The sequence below is a fragment of the Sulfobacillus thermosulfidooxidans DSM 9293 genome (assembly GCF_900176145.1).
Lineage (GTDB): Bacteria > Bacillota > Sulfobacillia > Sulfobacillales > Sulfobacillaceae > Sulfobacillus > Sulfobacillus thermosulfidooxidans.
This window is the reverse complement of the sequence record NZ_FWWY01000002.1, coordinates 60944-79794: the sequence shown is the minus strand read 5'-3', so window position 1 is coordinate 79794 and position 18851 is coordinate 60944. Positions and strand designations below refer to the sequence as shown.

The window sequence follows — 18851 nt, the reverse complement described above, 5'->3', positions numbered from 1 at the left end:
GATGGCTCTCTGGTTTACTAGAGAGGTCTGATCCATCATAAGGAGGAATCGCTAGTGAGTACCAGTATAAAGAAAAAATCGCTTCCCGAACAGCCGGTGACGGTGCCGTGGGTGGACATCCTCCAGGATGCCGAAGACGGGTTATTGGCGCTGTCGATCCGGGTCGGATTGCAGGTTTTGCAACAGATGATGGCGGCCGAGGTGGAGCAGTTAGCGGGACCTAAAGGCCGTCATGATCCGCAACGCCAAGCGGTCCGACACGGGACCGAAGTCGGCAGCGTCTTTTTGGGGGATCGCAAAATCTCCGTTCCGCACCCCCGGGTGCGGGCCGCTGATGGCTCGGAGGAAATTCCGTTAGACACCTACCATCAGTTTCAGGACCCGACGCTGGCGACACAAGCCGTACTGGAACGCATGCTGTATGGCTTAGCGAGCCGCCAACAGCGCCATGCCGATGCAGCCTTTGAAGCCGCGATGGAGCAGCCAGGCCCCAGCAAAAGCACGGTGAGCCGCCGCTTTATCCAAGCCACCCAACAGGCCCTTGACCGCTTTCTCCAGCGCCGGTTGGATGACCGGACGTGGGTGGTGGTGATGATCGATGGTTTGCGTGTAGCGGACCATCTGGTGGTGGGCGCCTTAGGGATTGATGCGGACGGTCACAAGCGTGTCTTGGGATTGGTCGAAGGGGCGACAGAAAATCATACCGTAGTCATGGCCTTATTGCAGGATCTCATCACTCGCGGCCTGACGGCCGCGCAGGGATTACTCGTGGTCATCGATGGGGCCAAGGCCTTAGCCAAAGCCGTGCACGACGTCTGGGGAGACCAAGTCCTCATCCAACGCTGCCAAATCCACAAGCAACGGAATGTGCTCGACCACCTGCCGAAATCGGCCGAAAATCGGGTCCGCCAGCGCTTACGGAAAGCGTATCAAGAACCGGATGCGGACAGGGCCGCGCAGGCATTAGAAGCGCTCGCGAAAGAGCTCGAACGGGATCATCCCGGCGCCGCCGGGAGTCTCCGGGAAGGACTGGCGGAAACGTTAACCGTCCATCGATTGGGCCTGCCGGGCCTCTTACGCCAAACGTTGGCGAACACCAATGCCATGGAATCCATCAACAGTCAATTTCGGACCCATGCGCAAAATGTCAAACATTGGACCAATGGGCAACAAGTCTTACGCTGGTTGGCGTCGGCGAGCTTTTTTATCGAAGACACGTTGACGCGGATCCCCGGCTATCGCGAGATTCCCGTGTTGCAAACGGCCTTAAAAGCCACGTGTTCCAAAACGCCGGAACAAAAAACCGAGCAAATCGGATAAATCACGAGAAAGGATGCGCTAGCGAAATTCCACGAAGCTTGGGACAACCTCTCCCACATTGGGGCAAATTTGGCACAGGCGGCCTCTATGATGCGTGTTGCGCCATCACGCTCAAGCACCCCCATTACGGTCCCGCCGCTCACGGTTTTGTCGTCGAAAGCGGGTGGGGCGATGGCACCTACCCGGTTGATCCGAACACCTATCGCATTACGTTTATTCCCTAACCAATCGGCTATCTGTTGATCATAAGAGGGGACAACGCGCCGCAACCCGTAGGCAGCATTTCGTGGTATCATGTTGTGGAGAGATCCTGGGATACCGGGAGGTCGATCTGTTAGAGTTCTGGGATACCCACCAATTACGTTGTTACCGGTGGATGGAATCGTTTTAGCAGGAAGAATCCCAACTGGTCAGAAAAAATAAATTTTCGCGCATGATTTTATTCCTGTCAAGAGTTTCCCCCGCACACGCGGGGATGGACCGATTATGGCCCGGTGGCTATCCATGGAATCGGGGTTTCCCCCGCACACGCGGGGATGGACCTCAACATTAGACGAACTCCCAGACAACTTGCGCCTCGGTGCCACACTCCGTCTCTGGCAACAACACATCGCACCCCAACTACCGCCGCATGTATTCCCTGCTACCTTGCAATCTCTTATTCTGTTAGCCGACCGCCTTCCATGGGCTGTCGAACAAGCTGATCGCGCCCGGGCCTACCGGTTCATTACGGCCCCTGTTTCAGAAGACATCTTACCTTATTGGCAAGATGTCATCACCCGCAACACATTACTGAAACCGCCACCGCCTCATCCGCAGACTCAGTGTGTCACCGCGGAAGATTTGCGCCGTGCGGAACAGGCTCTCCATGCTGCCGATCTCTACGTCTGGCTGGCTCGTCATCAGCTCTTGTTATCCCGATCCGCGCAATGGTATACTGTGCACAAAGCTCTGTGCGGAATATCCGCCATAGGGTTCTCCTAGGGATACGTCCCCAGGAGTGGATTGGAACGGAATAAACTCATCACCACTTCTCACGATACCCCCGCCGTTCCTTCCGTCGTCGGTGTTGCCAAGCCGCATGCAGCACCTCGTCATACGTGCCAGATGCGACCCGTTTCCGGCCCCGGGGCCCTTGCCCCATCCGGCCCCACAATGCCCAACATTCCCACGACGCCCATAACGTCGGTTGCAGGATCACGCTGTACCACCGGAATTGATTGTGCGCCGGATCGACGCGCCGGCCGTGCCACCAGATCATGATCGCGCTCCTTCTTATACCCAAAACCGCCGTCACGCGCCCCATGTCGTATAATGAGATCATCAACATTCCGAAAGGACGACTGCTCCATGAAAAATGTGGAATGGACGCTCGACGGCGACATCCTAACGATTCGCATCGATTTGCGCCAAGCGTTTGGCCCGTCCAGTTCGGGCAAAACCATTATTGTTGCCAGTACCGAAGGGAATGTCCCCATTCATCCCGACCGCCCGGAGAAAATCGGGCTCAACATCTATCGTCCGCGGTCTGAACCCCGCTAGCCCAGTCTAGTGCATCACGGATTTCCGGCGTGCTCGCACGCGAGTCGGATGCTGTGCGGTCATCAGGGCCCGCGTACACGCTTGCTGGACCCGCCACCAGAGCCATTGCGTCGGCTGCTGCGGCTCGTCCCACTGCGCTTCGCACCACTGTAAGAGTTCCTCAATATCATCAAGCGTCAAATAAATCGGCCGGACTGTGGCCATCCGTCTCCCTCCTACCTCAATGTTTTGTCCTGTTTCCTAACCCTTTCACAATCTTTCAAGGGATTTCGCTTCGGTTCCCTCTCGAACGGTCTTTCATTACCGTGACCACGTTAGCGAACCCTACCATGTCTCACAGGGTCTATGCCCGACCAATCCTTCGTTCAGCTTGACGTGCGGTAGTAATGACGTGGGAGCCGGACTCGTATACGGGGTCATTTCACCGAGTGAAAGCCCAACAGGAGGGAGACGACTTCCCACGCCCGAGACAGAACCGAAGCCCCTCCATCGTTACGCGGCGGTCGACACCTCCCCCAGGGGGAACAGTCGCGCCGCATCATACGCCTGTCCGTGCTTCATGCACGCCCAGGCCACCCGGAGGAGCTTCGTCGCGACCGCCACCATGGCGGCTTTCGGGGCGAGCGGATGCGCCGCCCGTCGGGTGAGCGACTGATACCAGGCCTTCCACTGGGGATCCTTGGCCACCGCGACGCACGCGGCCTGATACAGCACGGCACGCGCGGCGGGACGTCCCCGTTTGGCAATATGCGTTGGGCCTTGGCGGTGTCCCGAGCTGGTTTGGGTGAGATTGAGTCCCGCCATTTTCTGCGCTTGGCGCGCATCGGCGAATCGGGACAAGTCCCCCAACTCGCCCAACACCGTGGCAATGACCTGGGGCCCGAATCCCGGAATGCTGAATAACGGCTGAGCAGGAGTCCAGTCCTCTAAAATGGCGGCTTGCGCGGCTTCAATGGCCGTTTGCGCGGCGAGCGCCGCGCGCCAACTCCGAAGATAGGAGGCGAGTTGGAGACGCGCAGTCGCCCGGCCTACGGGAATCCCAATGGAGTCCACGGCGGCCTGGTGCAAGGCGTGGGCGCGTTTAGCGCCGACGCGATGTGTGGTGGCGGCCTTAAACTGGTCCGCTATCGCATCCACGGACTGCGCTAACACCAAGTCCGGCGTCGGGAGCGTATCCAGCGTCGTCAGCGCCGCTTTCCCATCCCACGCCTTGAAGACCGTGAAGAATTCCGGAAAGTATTGATGGATCCAGCCGGCAATGCGCGCTCGCCATCGCATGACGTCCTGGTGGTGCTGCCGACGCGTCACCGCCAACGTGGCCAGCTGGGCCAGCGCGCCGCCGCGCGGCTCCCACCGGAACCACCGGCCATCATAGACGAGTCGGGCGATAACCCGGGCATCCTTGGCGTCGGTCTTGGTCGGGGTATTGTCATCCAATTCCTTGAGTCGATGGACGTGAGCCGGCTGCACCAGCACCACCTCCGCGCCGTGCGCACGGAGCCAATGGGCCAACCCAACCCAATAGTGCCCGGTGGACTCCATGCCAACGCGGACCTCCTCGGACGGCCGCCGCTCCCACATCGCCTCAAATCCCGCACGGGTATTGGCGAACCGAAAGGCTTTACCGACAGGCCGCCCGTTCGTGTCCAGCCATTGCACATAATGCCAGTCCTTCGCCACGTCGATGCCGCCCACCCCCAGTCCTTGCTTTCTTCCGTCGCTCTGCTCTACACTGTGCTTAGCCATTGAACTGTGCCCCCCTGAATTTGGTTGTTGTTCGCTACTCCAACCCTATCAGAGGGGCCATTCTTTACTCAATCCCTAAATACGCCCCGGACACTTTATTACAGGATTCTCGTATAAAGAAATTGATTCTGCTACCCTGAGGCTTTATCTTGAGGCCTGCCTCGCGGCCAGCAGCAATCGGCATTCGGGATGATCAGGCTTGCCAGATCGGGTTTCGTCGGCGATGCTCGAAGAAGATCGGGACGATTCAAGACTGCATTCCTCCTGCCGGATTGACGGCTTCGAAAGTCTGTGAGTCGGCGACGCCGCTTCGTCACAGTTAACGCGCGGGATGCCGCTCCCCCCGTGGAGACCCGTGGCACCGGTCTATCGCACACCGCGGGTGGCGATGACGGCTTATAAGCGAGGTTGCGGCGAAGGCGTCGGCGCGTCGGCGAAATCCCGTTCCCGATGCATTCCTCCGCGAAGGGAGGTGAAATCCCATGGATAGCGTGTTGTACGTCGGTATTGACACCAGTCTCGGGGCTCACGTCGTCTGCGCGATGGCGGCGGATGGCCAGGTCGTCGCGCGGACGACCGTCCCCAACGATCAGGCGGGGGCCGAGCAATTCGTCGCCTGGCTGCACCCCCACGCCGCGCCGTACGCGCGGCTGGCCATTGGCGTCGAGGCCACGTCCGTGTACTATGTGCCGCTGATGGAATGGCTGACGCAAACCCCCGACTTGCAGCGGTGGCAACCCACCTGGTACGTCCTCAATCCGAAAGTCGTCCAGAAATTCCGAGAGACCTATGTGGATCGGGGCAAAACCGACCGAGCGGATGCCGCCCTGATTGCGGATGTCATGCGGTTTGGGCGCGTCACGCCCTGGACCCCGCCGGATCCGCGCTATGCGGCGTTGCAGGTCTTGACCCGCCATCGTCGGCAGCTGAGCCACCTCATCACCCAAGAAAAAAATCGCGCGTTGGTGCAATTGTTTTGTGTCTGGGGGCAGTATGCCCATACGGAGGAGCCGTTTTTCTCGAACGTCTTTGGGGTAGCGTCGCAAACCGTGTTGGAACGCTACACGCCCGATACGCTGGCAGCCATCCCGCTGGCGGATCTGGTGGCGGAAATCGCGGCGGCCGGTCGCCAACGGCTGAAAGCGCCCGATGACATTGCGCAGACCTTGCACCGCTTGGCGCGGCGCGCCTTTCGGTTGCATCCGGACGAGCAGGACGCGCGGCACCAAAGCTTGGTCCTGCATTTGGACACCATCCGGGCCTTGGAACATCAACAACAGGCGCTGGACAAAGTGATTGCCCGTGACATGCAGGCGTTTCGCCAAACCCTGACCACGATTCCGGGGATTGGTCCGGTCTATGGCGCGGGCCTCTTGGCCGAAATCGGTCCCATCGAACGATTTCCGTCGGAAAATGCCTTGGCCAAATATGCGGGGCTGACCTGGCGCCCGCATCAATCGGGGAATTTTGATGCCGACATCCGTCCGCTGACGCGGACGGGGAACGTCTATTTGCGGTACTACTTCATCGAAGCGGCGGAGAGGGTCCGGGTGCGGGACCCGCAGTTCAAAGCCTTTTACGAGAAGAAGTACCACGAAGCCACGCACCACGCGCATAAGCGGGCGTTGGTCTTGACGGCACGCCAGTGGGTCGGCGTGGTCTACGGGATGCTGACCCGGGGCCAAATCTACGACGAAAGGAAGTTGATGCCGCACTAAAGGGATTGACAACTGATTTGCCATTATCTACCACCTCCTTTTAGGCAGGTTTATGTTGACCTGGCCCTGTTCGTCGTTGTCCTAAGCTGATCGGTTCTTGACATTTAACCGCGGGACTTATTCTGTTGCGGATTCGGCATTCCGCAAGGTCCAGACCACCTCACTCCACACGTCATCCGTTTGCCCCCACCGCTCACAGACCGCCAGCCAAAACACCCGGTCCGGCAGGTCCACCCCCGGCCACGCGCACACCGTTTGCAAATACCGGGCCTGCTCCAGCCGCGCCAGGTGCGGCAAGACGTCCGCGATTTGATCACTCCACGTCGCCACAATCGTCGGATCACAGCGCCGCGTCGTCATCCCGTGACTCAAAGCTTGCCAGATGGGTCGCCACGGACTATCCGGGTTCACTTGAGCATGCCACAACGCCATCGTCGGTAACCAGATGCCGGTTGTGGCCGGCAGGGCGATCTCGCGCTCGGCGAATCCTTCGGCGGGGGTATAGCGCGACCAAAAGGTGTCCGCATCAGGAATAGCCCGCAGACACAACGTGTCGGGCGGGATGACCGTCGTTAAGAGCAATTGCCCCTCCGTCCATTGCAACGTCGTGCGATCCGTTTGCGGGACGGTCAAAGCGCCGCGTTTCTGTAATGTTGTTAAGTGCATGAGTTTCTGTCCTCTTTCTCGGGATTTATCGGTAGTATAGCATAGATTGTTGTCTATCACCCACCGATTGCTATCATCCCGGCCCATTTCTCTCTCTCTGTCTGATGTATTATTTTACGATATGATCAAAACAATTTGTCCCTATAGACCACAAAACCCGTCTTGTTCTCTTTTTTCCCGTCTTCATATGACATATCCCGTATCGGACAGAAGGGGATTCTGTCTGATTGCGAACAACCCCGGAAAATCCCCGCAAACCGCCAAGAGGTCTACGGTTCCGGTTCCCGGTGAACGCGCCGGAGAGCCCTTCTGTGAGGACGGTGTGTTTTGAATCGGTTATAATACCCATCAGAGAAGACTTGTAGGGGATACCGTGACTATAAACCGTATCCCGTGAAGGAGCGATTGATCCGGTGAATACCGTCGAACCGATCCGTGATAAACGGCAGATCGACGCGATCCGCAAAATTCTGGCCGCCCAAAACTTGCGCGACGCGGCGTGGTTTACGCTGAGCATTAACAGCGGATTACGCATTGGCGACCTTCTCCACCTGACGGTCGGTGACGTCCGCGAAACACCGACGAAATGGCGGGATCGCATTCGCGTCATCGAACAGAAAACCGGCAAGACGAAAGACTTTCCCTTGAGCGCCACGGCCAAAAAAGCCCTGGCCGCCTATCTCGCTACCCGGCCTGAGGCCAAGCCTTCCGATCCGCTCTTCCCCTCGCGGAAACATGGCCGCCCCTTGCAACGCGGCCAAGCCTGGCAGATCCTCCGGGATGCCGCCCGCGCCGTAGGCCTCACCGATCCGATTGGTACCCACACACTCCGTAAGACCTTTGGCTATTTCGCGTACACTTCGGGCGTCGATCTCGCCATTATTCAGCAGATTTTGAATCACAGTAGTCCGGGGACGACGCTGGCCTATATTGGTATTCGGCGGGAAGATCGGGACGCCGTGTATTTGGGGTTGAATTTATAGATTAAAATTTGAGATTTTAAAAGAAAAATCACTAAAATAAATTGTAACAACAATATTTACCATAGAAGGTGATTTTTTGACAATAACTGAGGCACTAACACTGTGTAATAAAGCCGTGAAAGACCAAAAAATCTATTGCGGAATTAACGGGGATGTTTTTGAATTTTCTGGAAAGAATATGACTTTTCGTAGCATAGCGGCTTTCTCTTCTCGTAACTCAAATAATGTAATTGAATTAGAAATTTTAATTAATACTAATGAAAAATTTATTATTTCTCTTCGCCATGTGACCGGAAAAATCTCTGAAGACGGTAAAGATATGGAACTGGACGCTTATCTAAACATTGAGGATAACCGTCCATTCAGTTTACACATCAAAGAATGGAATCTGCATACACAAGGATTTGGGTATAAAGAATATATAAACATAAAATGAATTTCTTTACATCGCTTTAATGCCGCTAGACGTTAAAGAAAATAGCACCTTCTACATCTCATCTATCCTACGACTAGCTGAATGCCTAAAAACCGTCCGAAGCGAATAAGCTCGAACGGACCGGTTCAGGCTTTCTGGGCGCAAACCGTAAAACCTGAAGATCCCAACAAATAAAAACAAATCAGAAATAGTGTCTTATGGCGCTATTTCTTCTTTTTCAGGCTGGTACTCGCTAATCCAAAAAAATATACTAAGTTTATAACACTCAGTTGCGTTTCATGAGATTTCGTGCTATGCTGCATATGCATCCAAAAAATCCAATAAAAAGGGAGGACATCTCACATGCAGTGCAGGTGTTATTGTGATGGGGAAACAAATAGCAATAGACATTTTCTACCAGGACACGATCAAATTGCTGTCGCGAATGCCATTGCAGCCAATTATGGTAGTAATGAAGCGTTTATTCGGAGTCAACGAGGCGAAGCATTCGATGGGCCTTTTGGTTCACCACAAGTCAATCGTGTGATAATGGAAAATTATGAATCAATCGAAGCCTTTTTAGATGCTGAAGGATACTAATTCTCGAAGGGAGGGACGGGACAGCAGCCTATTGGCTTAGCTGTCCCCCATTTTATGAAAGATTTAATAACCAAAGCGGAAGCTGCCCGCATGCTAGGGGTTACACCCACACGCATCCAAGCGCTCATAAAAAAGGGAAAATTAACCACTCGACGCGATGCCCGAGGCAAAGAACAAATAGAACGAAAAAGCCTCGAGGAACGTCTTGCCGCTTTCCGCAATGAGAAACACGACTCCAACATTTCGTTGAATATGTTATTAAACGCCGTGAGAACATTTCACCATCTTAACCATTTTGTCGTGGGCACTGGGAACCGTAACGATTTACTACTCCGTCTCGCTCTCTTAATCCAAGAAATCGGAGAACTCTCGGAAACTGTGACCAAATCGTCCAAAGGCGCAAACCATGGCTTTACCGACGCCGATTGGACCGCCATGCAAAATGAGTGGGGCGATGTGCTCTATCTCATGATTGGATGGGCCGTCGAAATGGGGTGGGATGCCGACACCATTGCTGAAATCTTTCAACGCACGCATCAAAAAAATCTCAGCCGGGCCCCACGCCATACCGCCTTAGCCCGCACGTCCCCAGAACCGCCTACCACGGAATAAGCAGCGACACCCACCGCATAGGACCATTAACACGAGGCTTGTTATTCCTCTCGTTGACAAAGAAAACACAAAACGCTATAAAAAAGATGATAATAAATGATAATAAATGCCACATAAAAACCGCCCGAGTGGGGTACACTCGGACGGGACCGGTTCAGCTTGACGAATCGGGGGCTTTGGATTTTCAGGCTTTCGGGCCGCGAACCTTTATAGCCTGAAGACCCCACAAATTAAAGCGTATGAGAAATAGCGTCTTGTAGCGCTATTTCGCTTTTTCCTCGTTATTCGAGTCATGTCTATGCGAAGGGGGAATCATCGTGAGAAAAAACATTGGGGATTTGACCCATAAACCTATCGACTACAGCGAGATTCCCGATTTAAGTCAGGTCTCTATGGCCATCCGTGCGCAATTTATCCCGCAGCACGACGGCCATGACGCCAGCCGATTGCACGATCTTTTAACACAACTGCGAAACAAGGCACAAAAGGCTCAATAACCATTAACACGGGCCAAAACACACCATAGCAGACCCCTTTCATTCCATACGGGGGTCATGAACTTTTAGAGACGGGTTTCACCTCGCGTCTCAATCACCCCGGCCTGGTATCCCCATACCCTGCTCCTGCATTTTATGCCGGGCGACTTTGAGCCACAATGGACTCGGCTGCGTAGGATCGGGCTGCATCAGAATGGTGGGTGCCACAAACGCCGACAATCCCGCCCGCACCACATCGTCGACGCCGACCGTCTCCCTTAACCGATCTTGGATCTCCGGCGCCAAGTGCGTCCACCACGCGTAAAGCACCTCTAGCTCCTGGGCTTGCCGCGCCTTGAGCGCCTCGGCTTCCGCCTGCGCCTGACGCTGCGCTTGCGCGGCCTGTTCGGCTTGTGCGCGTTTCACCCGGGCTTGGCGAACGGTTGCCGGCTCGATCCACCCATCCTTTAACGCCATGGTCACATAGCCCGCCGGATTCTCGGGTTGGATGATGGCCACCCAACCTAGTACTTCTTGGACGCGCTCCCCACCATATCGCTTGAGAAACCGCCGCCACGTGGTCTGCGACAAAAAATCAGGTTTATTCAAAACACACTTATCGTTTGTGTGTATTTTTTCATTAGTTTCTTTATTTATTAGTAGTGGCGGGTTTGCCGTATCCGGTTTTGTCAGATCCGGAAAATCCGGAAGTGGTCTTTCATCCAGATCCGGATTTTCCGGATCTGGTGCTTCAAAGACTATATATTCGTGTTTGATGATTTGACCGCGTTCATTCCGCACGATGACTTCTTGGATATATCCTTCTTCTTTAAGCTCTCTTAGTCCTGCTCGCACTCTCGCCCATCCTTCGACCGTTTAATGAGATTCCTAATAGCGATTTAACCCCCTAATTCTAGACCTAGACCGGTCATGGATCGCGGAACCCGGATCCTCTCAGGACATGATAGGGACAAAGAGGTATAGCTTAATCGATTCCAGCCTATCATGCCCCGTTCTCCGCCTCCAGCGAGACCCTCACCCACGCCCGTTATCGCGTCATTTTGTCCAGCTTTGTTAGGGGGCTTAATAGTGGTCGTGCAAGAGCGCTCGCGTGGCGACGGCACTGAAAACGGTGGCACCGCCGGCAGCGGCGACTTTGTCCAAAGCGCGTCCGAGCGCATCATCGGTAAAATCGGCCGCGGTGCGGCCGGATCCCAATAACAAGGGCACATCGGTCAACTGAAACTGCGCGTGAACGCGATACAGCGGTTGACGAGCGGTGAGCAAATTGACGATGAGCGCGAAAATCCGTTCACCGGGCGACAGATGGCAACGCTGCGCATCCCACGCAACGGTCTGATTCACGGCCTCGACCAATCCGATTTCCTCACAGAGGGCCCGGATGACCGGTCCGGCGCCCACAACGAGGGGTGTAGGCATGGGTGTGTTCATAAGAGATGACTTCGCCAGGCAAGGCACCATCTCCTTTGCGATCAGCCCCCAAAAAATAATTTTTTTGTTCTCACCACGTGCGGAAGGTAAGATAAGATAACTCGAGACGTTCAAGAGGCAAGTTGCGAACAACCTGAGTTTTGGGCTCCACTACGCGCCTTTATATTGAAGGGAGTTCGTTCGCTACGCGGCATCTAAAAAAACGACATTTGGCCCATTTAAACCGCGACATTAATACTTGTGGTCGAATCGGCAGAATAAGTTTCTTAACATCTGATCGCCATGTGTTCGCCAATCCAGAGACCCAGGACGACTTTGTAGCCCTCCAGCGTGATACCGACGACCACGAGCCATGTGTGATCTGCGATACCACCATGGCGGGTGATGATTAGCAGTGACACAGGATGGTTATACGACCTCAAGCCCTCTCGTGGCCGAGTAATCATTTCAACGACGTCCTTATTCCGGTTTTGGGTCCACTGCTACACAAGCTCTAAAAGAAAGTCGTTGTCGGTCCGACCGATCCACTAACCTTGAAGTCCGCATCGAGAACACATTTTCATAATGGGGGAACCCGACCCAAAGACACCAATTGGTTACCATTCATGTTTGGGACAGTCGATGGTCCGGGTTGCGTTACACCGCATACACTGCTGATGAACTTTTCCTGCTCCGGACCCCAAAAACGTAATATCCTTCCAACTATGTGAACAGATCACAACAACTACCTCCTAGTTTCACAGGTAATGGACGATTGCGAGGACTACACCTAATGGGAACGCTTTTGATTTTGATTGCTTTGGCGTTGTTGAAGATAATACACCGCCAGATACGCCATGGTCACGAATACGTCGGCCTCCCATTGGTCCAACGATTCGTCGGTGGGATGTCCATTGGGATCGGATTGCTGCCCTGCGTGGTGACCGAGAGTATTGCAAACAGAACTGATTCCATAGAGCAGATCCTGCAATGCGCCCTGCCTATCTCGCCACTTTTTGTCTATAATTCGCTGGTTAGGTTTCTCATCCAGTTTTTCTAGCACGCGTTTCCATGTGTTAGACAGAAAAATGGGAGGGCTCGGTTCTTCTCCTATGGTTTCCGCAACGTTCGTGAGTACGTCAAAGCATTTAGCTACAGCGTCGTGGCCCCGCCCCTCGCCTAATGCTCTCCGAGCATCCTGTAATTCTTTAAAACGATCCTCCAGAGTTTGAAGATCAAATCCCGAGAATATTGGCATTGGGACCTTAGCAGGAAGGATAGTGGTCGTTTCAGCGATTTTTGCCCAATCTGATGCTGGAATTCGGAGCCATCCTTCTGCTGTAAATGTCGCCAACTCTGTTGAATCGTCATTCGTCGAGGTTTCGCTGGACACGATAGCTGATCCCCAGCATTGGAAAATCGGATGCACGTCGTCTTTTTGAGATCCACAAATGCGATGCATAAGCCATAAATCGTCAGCCGATAGTTTCCAGACCCAATGTCCCCACGATGGGGCATCAGTAGCCCATTGACCAAAGTTTATAAAATTCGATTGGTCTTGGAATTCTAGCAATCCTAATGGATAGGTTTCATCTCCTTGATTGGAACCCGTTCTTACGATAAATCGCGACTGAAAGGACAGCAATTGATGAACCTGCACAGAACAGTATTGACTGGGTTGGTACCCTAAATGAATCTGAATCACTGATTTTCGGTTGTGTTGACTGGGAACAGGATTTAATGGCCCAACGGAGAGGTGAAGCGTTAGCGCTGATGATTCCGGATGACAGCTACGCGTTCCTTTTTTCAAATGCCACCTCAGACTAAGACCTTGGCGAAGGGTAAATCCTCCGTTACTCATATTGTACTTGCCCCTTTCTATTGAAGTAATTCACGGTGCCAACTCTACTCTTTACGAATCCGCTTGCGGTTCTTTGAATATAGGTAACGAGTGATGAAGATCCTGTTTGGGTACGTTGCTGAGATGGATGGGGATGGCTTTGTCATCACCCCCGTGCTGCCTGTTTCAATGCTCGGTAGAGTGTAGTTCGTGACAAATGAAAGGCATGGGCCACCTCCCTCATCGTCAGGTCGGGATCCTGCAATTATCGCTGCGCCATCCGAATCTGGTCGGCGGACAATCGCGGGGGCCGGCCTCCTATCCTCCCGCGAGCCCGTGCAGCCGCCAAACCCGCCTCAGTATGCTCCCGAGTCAGTGCGCGCTCAAACTCGGACAGGGCCCCAAAAATGTGAAAAATAAGCTGATCGCCCGCCGTTGTGGCGTCCATGTTTTCTTGGTGACTCCGAAACCCGATGCCCTCCGTATGCAGTTGCTGGACGACTTGGATCAGATGTGCCAGGGACCGTCCCAACCGATCGAGTTTCCAGACGACCAGGACATCCCTCGATCGAGCATAGCTAGCGCCTCAGAAAGACCCAGGCGCTCTGTAGTGTTGCCGGACATCGCATCCCGAAAGATTTTTCACAGCCCACCTGCTGCAGCGCGTCTTCTTGGCAAGGCCAGTGTTTGCTCGGCGGTCGACACGCGGACGTACCCAATGAACATGACGATTCCTCCCCCTCTAGCGTTGCAGAACTCAAGCTTCATGTCTATTATGAAACGCCAGGTGTGCCAAAACGGTCGTTTGTGAAACAAAACGAATTCCGACGTCATCGGTATTTCTGATAAGAGACCGCAATAATTAAGTCGCAATTTAAGCAAGTTGGAGCCTTTTGGACAGAGCCTCCAATTTTTGTCCTAGTACTCCGAGGAGATCCGATGTTATTAATTCCGCACAATGATGAAGAACAACATGCTCCGGTGGTCTTTGTCTTACATCTTTATAGCACTGACATATGAGGTCCCGCATCAACGTCTTGCCGAACCAGTGACGCTTATCTTGGGATATCTCCTGAAATTCCTCGTGAAATTGCCACGAAACTGATTGCGTTACGCGATGCGATATTTCAACGACAACGTTATGGACCTTATCTTCAATTAGCCCCTCGCCTAAATTTGCGAAATCGGTATCATTAATAACAATGTCATTGAGGTTAAGCTTCTGAGCTAGGAACGCAGATTGAACAAGCTCAACAATAATGGGCCGTCTTTGGGAAATCCATGCATCAATATCAACAAGTGTTGTGATCTGTCTCAATTCAATATTTCTTAAAAGTGCTACTACTCGGTAAATCAATGTTGGGTGTAAAAAAACATTTTCTATAGAGTGTGTGTTCAAATACCACAATGTGTCTGTCGGATCGGTTATCATGACATTCAACAGATCATCCAAGTCTTTATCAACAACGAACACCCGTAAATTCTTCGTACCATTCTTTTGAGTTTCGTGCCAACGTTTAATACAAGCCGATTTTCCCCCTAAGCAATACACGGCATATTGCGACTGGTTGAGAAACTTACGGACGATGGTGTCGTAAACAGGTTGAAGCTTTTCATCTTCGAAAAACAATTGAACGCTATATCTATCTGCATTCATTTCTGCTTTAGCCCAGTTCGCGGGTCCCTTATGGTGAGGAAAGCTCAAACCAAACCCTCCTTAGCAGGTGCATTTATTGGCGCCACGGCAACCAAATGATCCAAGCTTGTTGCGGCTATTTCGGGGGAATGGGTCGCAATGATTATTTGCCCAACCGGGTTTAATTGCCTTATCGTTGGCAATAGACGCTCCTGCCATGCGGTATGTAGTGATAATTCCGGTTCGTCAATTATCAGCAACTCGGGAGGTCCTAATCCGTCCTCTCCAAATGCGGCATACGTTAACATGATAAAAATCTCCATTTCACCGGAGGAAAAGTGTCTGGGGAACAATGACTTTTCCCCATAGGTAAATACCAAGGTGGCCCTATTTTCGTCTATGGTCACCGATTTGTACGTGTCTCCAAAGAAGCTTTGTAGGGCGTCTGCAAAGCTTCTTGTCCGTTGTCTGATTTGCTCGACTTGGCTAAAATGACGACCAATAATCCCTGAAAGTCGTTCCAATTGTTGCACCACTGCTACAGCAGCCAGACGCTTATTCGTATCGTCGCCCACTATTGCCTCAAGCAGCGCGTCAGGATCAATATCTATTAATTTTGTTCCATGATCTGAATATTGATCGATTTTTTCACTGACAGACAAAAGCCGTTCTTCCCATTCACCAGTTTTAGTACTATCATCTAAACTAAACGGCTCGGCAATACGGTTAATAAGATCGTTGCGCAATTTTGTCAAAACCACTCGTTCTTGGTTAGTAGCGGCAGCCTGTGCTCGGGCGAATATATTTTCCGCACGCCACACAGCATTTTCAAGCGACGAACGTGTACTTCGTGAATAAGCCGTGTCATAGGGGTCCTTGGGTATTATCGAACGAGTCCGAAAACGAGTTTCCCCATAACGGGAAACGGCAATAAAAGAAGCCCTCAAACTGTGGCTCAACTCAGTTCGCCATTGTTGCAAAGTGTCTTCATCCTCTTGACTTTCGCCATAAGCACGTGAGGATCGAATGTAATGTCCGATTTTTTTTTGATTCTTATAGATTTCCACCTTAGAACTCCGCTTATCTTGTACTAGCTGATATGCAATCAAATGTCCTCCAGCATCTTCGAATTCAAGACCAGCCTGAGTAAATTCCACGTTTGCTAATCTTTCAATGTTCCCGGTAACAAACCACCCCAGTACCTGCAGTATTCCGGTTTTGCCAGAACCATTGATTCCATGAATGACCGTTTCGTTATCTTCAAAGCTAACATCAAAATCAAACAAGTCATACAAACCGAAAATCTTAAGTTTTCGAACCCTCACTCTAAAACCACCTCTTCCTATAACCTAAATTGCGATTGTTTAATGGCACACTCTGATAACTATTCACATCTCAACTCTTAAAATAACTTACCATTCCTATGATTCTTCCCCATTTTCAATCACCCGTTGAATCCAACTAGTCCGCGGACGGGTGGCGACACCTAGCTGTAATTCTCGCCACATTGTTCGCTGACAACCTCACGAACCTTCGTAAACACTTCTTGGCCGGCTCCATACCGTATCTAGCGGCATTGACTTGCAAGATACGGTATATGGTACCGTCCCCGAGTGCCGGCCCCCATTTTCATTCCTGTGGGTGCCCCATGTGCGGCGTGGGCGTCTCTTTTCTGAATGGGCATTGCCCTGCGTAACGCCGAAGACCCACCGCCAGGGAGGTCGTTGTTAAGTCGTCATGGGAAGTCTTCGACAACGAGGATGGAAAATCCTGCTAAGGTGTCGCAGTGGCGTGGAATTTACCACAAGAGATTGTCAACGATGACCAAGCGCTACGCGAATTTATAAAGACCGATTGGATCTTGAGTATGATGTTGAATCTTACCTTCCGCACGTGGTGAGAACAAAAAATTATTTTTTGGGGGCTGATCGCAAAGGAGATGGTGCCTTGCCTGGCGAAGTCATCTCTTATGAACACACCCATGCCTACACCCCTCGTTGTGGGCGCCGGACCGGTCATCCGGGCCCTCTGTGAGGAAATCGGATTGGTCGAGACCGTGAATCAGACCGTTGCGTGGGATGCGCAGCGTTGCCATCTGTCGCCCGGTGAACGGATTTTCGCGCTCATCGTCAATTTGCTCACCGCTCGTCAACCGCTGTATCGCGTTCACGCGCAGTTTCAGTTGACCGATGTGCCCTTGTTATTGGGATCCGGCCGCACCGCGGCCGATTTTACCGATGATGCGCTCGGACGCGCTTTGGACAAAGTCGCCGCTGCCGGCGGTGCCACCGTTTTCAGTGCCGTCGCCACGCGAGCACTCTTGCACGACCACGTGTGGACGCCCGATAATCCGGTGTTTGTCCACGGGGATCGTACGACTCGCTCGGTCTATGGCACGTATCCGGACCCTGACTCGGCAAGCGGAGTGCATCCCACCTATGGCCATTCCAAGGATCATCGTCCCGATCTTCGTCAAATTCTTCTGACGCTGTTGGGGACGCGGGAAGGCATTCCCGTGGTGGGCACGGTGCAAGACGGGAATCTCAGTGATAAAACCCTCAATGCCGAGATGATTGCGGCCTTAGACGATGACTTTTCGCCCCAGCAACTGCAACAACTCGTCTATGTGGCCGATTCCGCTCTCGTCACGGGCCCCAACTTAAAGGCGATGGCTGACCGTTCGCTCCGCTTTCTCTCGCGTTGTCCGGATACCTTTCGGGCGGCGCAAGAGGCGAAAACGGCCGCCTTGGCGGCCAACGCCTGGGTTCCCCTCGGCAAAATCGGGGAGCGTGCCGATGCCTTTTAAGCCCCTTAAGAAGACGAGACAATCGCGATCTCTCCTGGTAGGATCATGATCAGTTCAGAGGAGAGAGTGTGCACGATGCATCACACCGATTCACCGGAATTCAAGCAACAGATTGTTCAAGAAGCTCAAGACACGCAAAATGCGACCTTAGTCGCTCGTCGTCATCAGCTGAGTCCATCCATGGTGCGTCGTGGGGTGCGTGAGGCGGTGAAGGCGGCCCACCATCCCCCCGATCTCATGAGTCTGGTAGACGAAAATGAACGATTAAAGACATGACTCGGGGAAAAAGATCTGCCGATGGCCCGATGATGGACTGGATTACCGATATTCTGACGACGGAGAACGCGGCCTATGGGTATCATAAAATCACATGGGTCTTGCGACGACGCTATCATCTACAGATTCGTGTCAAAAAGGTGTATCGCCTCCTTCGACAGGGACCCTGATTATGGCCTCAGCGAAAACGCCGCATCCGGCATCCGCGCCGGCTGGCGCGGAACCGCATCATTACGGCTCCCAATCAGCTCTGGCAAACGGACATTACCTATGTGTATATTGCGGGTGAGGATCGGTTTTTATATCTCCAAGCCATTATCGATGTGTGTGACCGCATGATTATTGCTGACCACATGGGACTCCATTGTCAGGCGACGGATGTTGTGCGAACTCTAAAACACGCGGTGCTCCAGCGTCAATCGGAATGGCAAACGCCTCCCGTTCTACGGACGGACAATGGCCCCCCGTTGATCGCCGAGGCATTCGAAACGGCTTGTGCCGCCTATGGTCTGGAACATGAACGCATTCCGGTGGCCACGCCGAATAAAAACGCCTTGATGGAGTCGTGGCATGCTCCGTGGGAGCGCGAGTGTCTCACTCAAGCATTGGCCACATATGGCGAGGCCTATGCGGCCATAACGCGATGGATTGCCTTTTATAACCAAGATCGGCTGCATGGGAGCGGAGAATTTTGGTCCCCGGCGACGATGCGACAACGCGTCGCTGGAGGGCAAGCGACCGGGATGCCCGTCAAAGTGTAGAAAAGCTAGCGACTTTTGCACTG

22 protein-coding genes and 2 pseudogenes are annotated in these 18851 nt (G+C 53.1%); 13 read left to right on the top strand and 11 right to left on the bottom strand.

Annotated elements, in window-relative coordinates:
• The first annotated feature begins 30 nt into the window (after positions 1–30).
• A complete protein-coding gene (locus B8987_RS18180) occupies positions 31–1320 on the top strand; it encodes an IS256 family transposase (protein ID WP_084661064.1) in 1290 nt (429 codons plus the stop codon).
• 486 nt (positions 1321–1806) lie between these two features.
• Positions 1807–2304, top strand: coding sequence for a hypothetical protein (locus tag B8987_RS18170; protein ID WP_084662036.1), 498 nt, complete (start codon positions 1807–1809; stop codon positions 2302–2304).
• A gap of 40 nt (positions 2305–2344) precedes the next feature.
• Here B8987_RS18170 and B8987_RS18165 read toward each other — a convergent pair whose 3' ends face one another.
• The gene (locus B8987_RS18165; RefSeq protein WP_084662034.1) at positions 2345–2581 is read right to left on the bottom strand and encodes a WGR domain-containing protein; all 237 of its coding nucleotides are present in this window, start codon (positions 2579–2581) and stop codon (positions 2345–2347) included.
• 89 nt (positions 2582–2670) lie between these two features.
• On the opposite strand from B8987_RS18165, the gene B8987_RS18160 reads away from it, so the two are divergent.
• Positions 2671–2862: a hypothetical protein gene (locus tag B8987_RS18160; RefSeq protein ID WP_084662032.1), complete on the top strand. Its 192-nt coding sequence runs from the start codon at positions 2671–2673 to the stop codon at positions 2860–2862.
• A gap of 6 nt (positions 2863–2868) precedes the next feature.
• Here the strand turns inward: B8987_RS18160 and B8987_RS18155 are convergent, their stop codons facing one another.
• Both B8987_RS18155 and B8987_RS18150 read right to left on the bottom strand, forming a co-directional pair.
• Positions 2869–3066: a hypothetical protein gene (locus tag B8987_RS18155; RefSeq protein ID WP_084662030.1), complete on the bottom strand. Its 198-nt coding sequence runs from the start codon at positions 3064–3066 to the stop codon at positions 2869–2871.
• Between the two features lie 288 nt (positions 3067–3354).
• A complete protein-coding gene (locus B8987_RS18150; protein ID WP_084660932.1) occupies positions 3355–4608 on the bottom strand; it encodes an IS110 family RNA-guided transposase in 1254 nt (417 codons plus the stop codon).
• A gap of 482 nt (positions 4609–5090) precedes the next feature.
• On the opposite strand from B8987_RS18150, the gene B8987_RS18145 reads away from it, so the two are divergent.
• The gene (locus B8987_RS18145; protein ID WP_084662028.1) at positions 5091–6326 is read left to right on the top strand and encodes an IS110 family RNA-guided transposase; all 1236 of its coding nucleotides are present in this window, start codon (positions 5091–5093) and stop codon (positions 6324–6326) included.
• A gap of 117 nt (positions 6327–6443) precedes the next feature.
• On the opposite strand, the gene B8987_RS18140 is transcribed toward B8987_RS18145, so the two are convergent.
• Complete coding sequence (locus tag B8987_RS18140) at positions 6444–6992, bottom strand: hypothetical protein (RefSeq protein ID WP_084662026.1); 549 nt, start codon at positions 6990–6992, stop codon at positions 6444–6446.
• Positions 6993–7405: 413 nt separating this feature from the next.
• Here B8987_RS18140 and B8987_RS18135 point away from each other — a divergent pair, with 413 nt between their 5' ends.
• The 5 genes from B8987_RS18135 to B8987_RS18115 all read left to right on the top strand — a co-directional run bounded on the left by B8987_RS18135 (position 7406) and on the right by B8987_RS18115 (position 10099).
• Entirely contained in the window at positions 7406–7975 is a 570-nt protein-coding gene (locus tag B8987_RS18135) for a site-specific integrase (RefSeq protein ID WP_084662024.1), read from the top strand.
• Positions 7976–8051: 76 nt separating this feature from the next.
• Positions 8052–8411, top strand: coding sequence for a hypothetical protein (locus B8987_RS18130; protein WP_084662022.1), 360 nt, complete (start codon positions 8052–8054; stop codon positions 8409–8411).
• 342 nt (positions 8412–8753) lie between these two features.
• Positions 8754–8990, top strand: coding sequence for a hypothetical protein (locus B8987_RS18125; RefSeq protein WP_084662020.1), 237 nt, complete (start codon positions 8754–8756; stop codon positions 8988–8990).
• 54 nt (positions 8991–9044) lie between these two features.
• Positions 9045–9602, top strand: a complete 558-nt coding sequence (locus B8987_RS18120) for a helix-turn-helix domain-containing protein (RefSeq protein ID WP_084662018.1) — start codon at positions 9045–9047, stop codon at positions 9600–9602.
• 317 nt (positions 9603–9919) lie between these two features.
• Positions 9920–10099 carry a hypothetical protein gene (locus B8987_RS18115; protein ID WP_084662016.1) on the top strand — a complete coding sequence of 60 codons (180 nt, stop codon included), beginning with the start codon at positions 9920–9922 and terminating at the stop codon, positions 10097–10099.
• A 90-nt stretch (positions 10100–10189) separates the two neighbouring features.
• On the opposite strand, the gene B8987_RS18110 is transcribed toward B8987_RS18115, so the two are convergent.
• From B8987_RS18110 to B8987_RS18080, 7 genes and pseudogenes are all read right to left on the bottom strand, one after another.
• A complete protein-coding gene (locus B8987_RS18110; protein ID WP_084662015.1) occupies positions 10190–10933 on the bottom strand; it encodes a hypothetical protein in 744 nt (247 codons plus the stop codon).
• 237 nt (positions 10934–11170) lie between these two features.
• Positions 11171–11518: pseudogene (locus B8987_RS18105) on the bottom strand (DUF4277 domain-containing protein); the annotation flags it as partial.
• A gap of 781 nt (positions 11519–12299) precedes the next feature.
• Positions 12300–13370, bottom strand: coding sequence for a hypothetical protein (locus B8987_RS18095; protein WP_084662010.1), 1071 nt, complete (start codon positions 13368–13370; stop codon positions 12300–12302).
• A 145-nt stretch (positions 13371–13515) separates the two neighbouring features.
• Complete coding sequence (locus B8987_RS20305; protein ID WP_207651526.1) at positions 13516–13614, bottom strand: winged helix-turn-helix transcriptional regulator; 99 nt, start codon at positions 13612–13614, stop codon at positions 13516–13518.
• The gene (locus B8987_RS19885) at positions 13615–13881 is read right to left on the bottom strand and encodes a recombinase family protein (RefSeq protein WP_242940719.1); all 267 of its coding nucleotides are present in this window, start codon (positions 13879–13881) and stop codon (positions 13615–13617) included.
• A 342-nt stretch (positions 13882–14223) separates the two neighbouring features.
• Positions 14224–15054, bottom strand: coding sequence for a DUF4435 domain-containing protein (locus tag B8987_RS18085; protein ID WP_084662008.1), 831 nt, complete (start codon positions 15052–15054; stop codon positions 14224–14226).
• Complete coding sequence (locus B8987_RS18080) at positions 15051–16310, bottom strand: AAA family ATPase (RefSeq protein WP_176213285.1); 1260 nt, start codon at positions 16308–16310, stop codon at positions 15051–15053. The genes B8987_RS18085 and B8987_RS18080 overlap by 4 nt, the downstream gene beginning before the upstream one ends.
• A 656-nt stretch (positions 16311–16966) precedes the next feature.
• On the opposite strand from B8987_RS18080, the pseudogene B8987_RS18075 reads away from it, so the two are divergent.
• From B8987_RS18075 to B8987_RS18060, 4 genes and pseudogenes are all read left to right on the top strand, one after another.
• Positions 16967–17785 (top strand): annotated as a pseudogene (locus B8987_RS18075) (IS1634 family transposase); the annotation flags it as partial.
• An 81-nt stretch (positions 17786–17866) separates the two neighbouring features.
• Complete coding sequence (locus B8987_RS18070) at positions 17867–18067, top strand: transposase (RefSeq protein WP_020373405.1); 201 nt, start codon at positions 17867–17869, stop codon at positions 18065–18067.
• Positions 18064–18237: an IS3 family transposase gene (locus B8987_RS18065; protein ID WP_242940718.1), complete on the top strand. Its 174-nt coding sequence runs from the start codon at positions 18064–18066 to the stop codon at positions 18235–18237. Before B8987_RS18070 ends, B8987_RS18065 begins: the two co-directional genes overlap by 4 nt.
• A 102-nt stretch (positions 18238–18339) precedes the next feature.
• A complete protein-coding gene (locus tag B8987_RS18060) occupies positions 18340–18828 on the top strand; it encodes a DDE-type integrase/transposase/recombinase (protein ID WP_176213284.1) in 489 nt (162 codons plus the stop codon).
• Positions 18829–18851 lie beyond the last annotated feature (23 nt).

What these genes read in the sequence shown, in the direction of transcription:
- B8987_RS18170 (WP_084662036.1), top strand. Translation starts at nt 1,807, where the DNA reads ATGGCCCGGTGGCTATCCATGGAATCGGGGTTTCCCCCGCACACGCGG.
- B8987_RS18165 (WP_084662034.1), bottom strand. Translation starts at nt 2,581, where the DNA reads ATGATCTGGTGGCACGGCCGGCGCGTCGATCCGGCGCACAATCAATTC.
- B8987_RS18160 (WP_084662032.1), top strand. Translation starts at nt 2,671, where the DNA reads ATGAAAAATGTGGAATGGACGCTCGACGGCGACATCCTAACGATTCGC.
- B8987_RS18155 (WP_084662030.1), bottom strand. Translation starts at nt 3,066, where the DNA reads ATGGCCACAGTCCGGCCGATTTATTTGACGCTTGATGATATTGAGGAA.
- B8987_RS18150 (WP_084660932.1), bottom strand. Translation starts at nt 4,608, where the DNA reads ATGGCTAAGCACAGTGTAGAGCAGAGCGACGGAAGAAAGCAAGGACTG.
- B8987_RS18145 (WP_084662028.1), top strand. Translation starts at nt 5,091, where the DNA reads ATGGATAGCGTGTTGTACGTCGGTATTGACACCAGTCTCGGGGCTCAC.
- B8987_RS18140 (WP_084662026.1), bottom strand. Translation starts at nt 6,992, where the DNA reads ATGCACTTAACAACATTACAGAAACGCGGCGCTTTGACCGTCCCGCAA.
- B8987_RS18125 (WP_084662020.1), top strand. Translation starts at nt 8,754, where the DNA reads ATGCAGTGCAGGTGTTATTGTGATGGGGAAACAAATAGCAATAGACAT.
- B8987_RS18120 (WP_084662018.1), top strand. Translation starts at nt 9,045, where the DNA reads ATGAAAGATTTAATAACCAAAGCGGAAGCTGCCCGCATGCTAGGGGTT.
- B8987_RS18095 (WP_084662010.1), bottom strand. Translation starts at nt 13,370, where the DNA reads ATGAGTAACGGAGGATTTACCCTTCGCCAAGGTCTTAGTCTGAGGTGG.
- B8987_RS18070 (WP_020373405.1), top strand. Translation starts at nt 17,867, where the DNA reads ATGCATCACACCGATTCACCGGAATTCAAGCAACAGATTGTTCAAGAA.
- B8987_RS18065 (WP_242940718.1), top strand. Translation starts at nt 18,064, where the DNA reads ATGACTCGGGGAAAAAGATCTGCCGATGGCCCGATGATGGACTGGATT.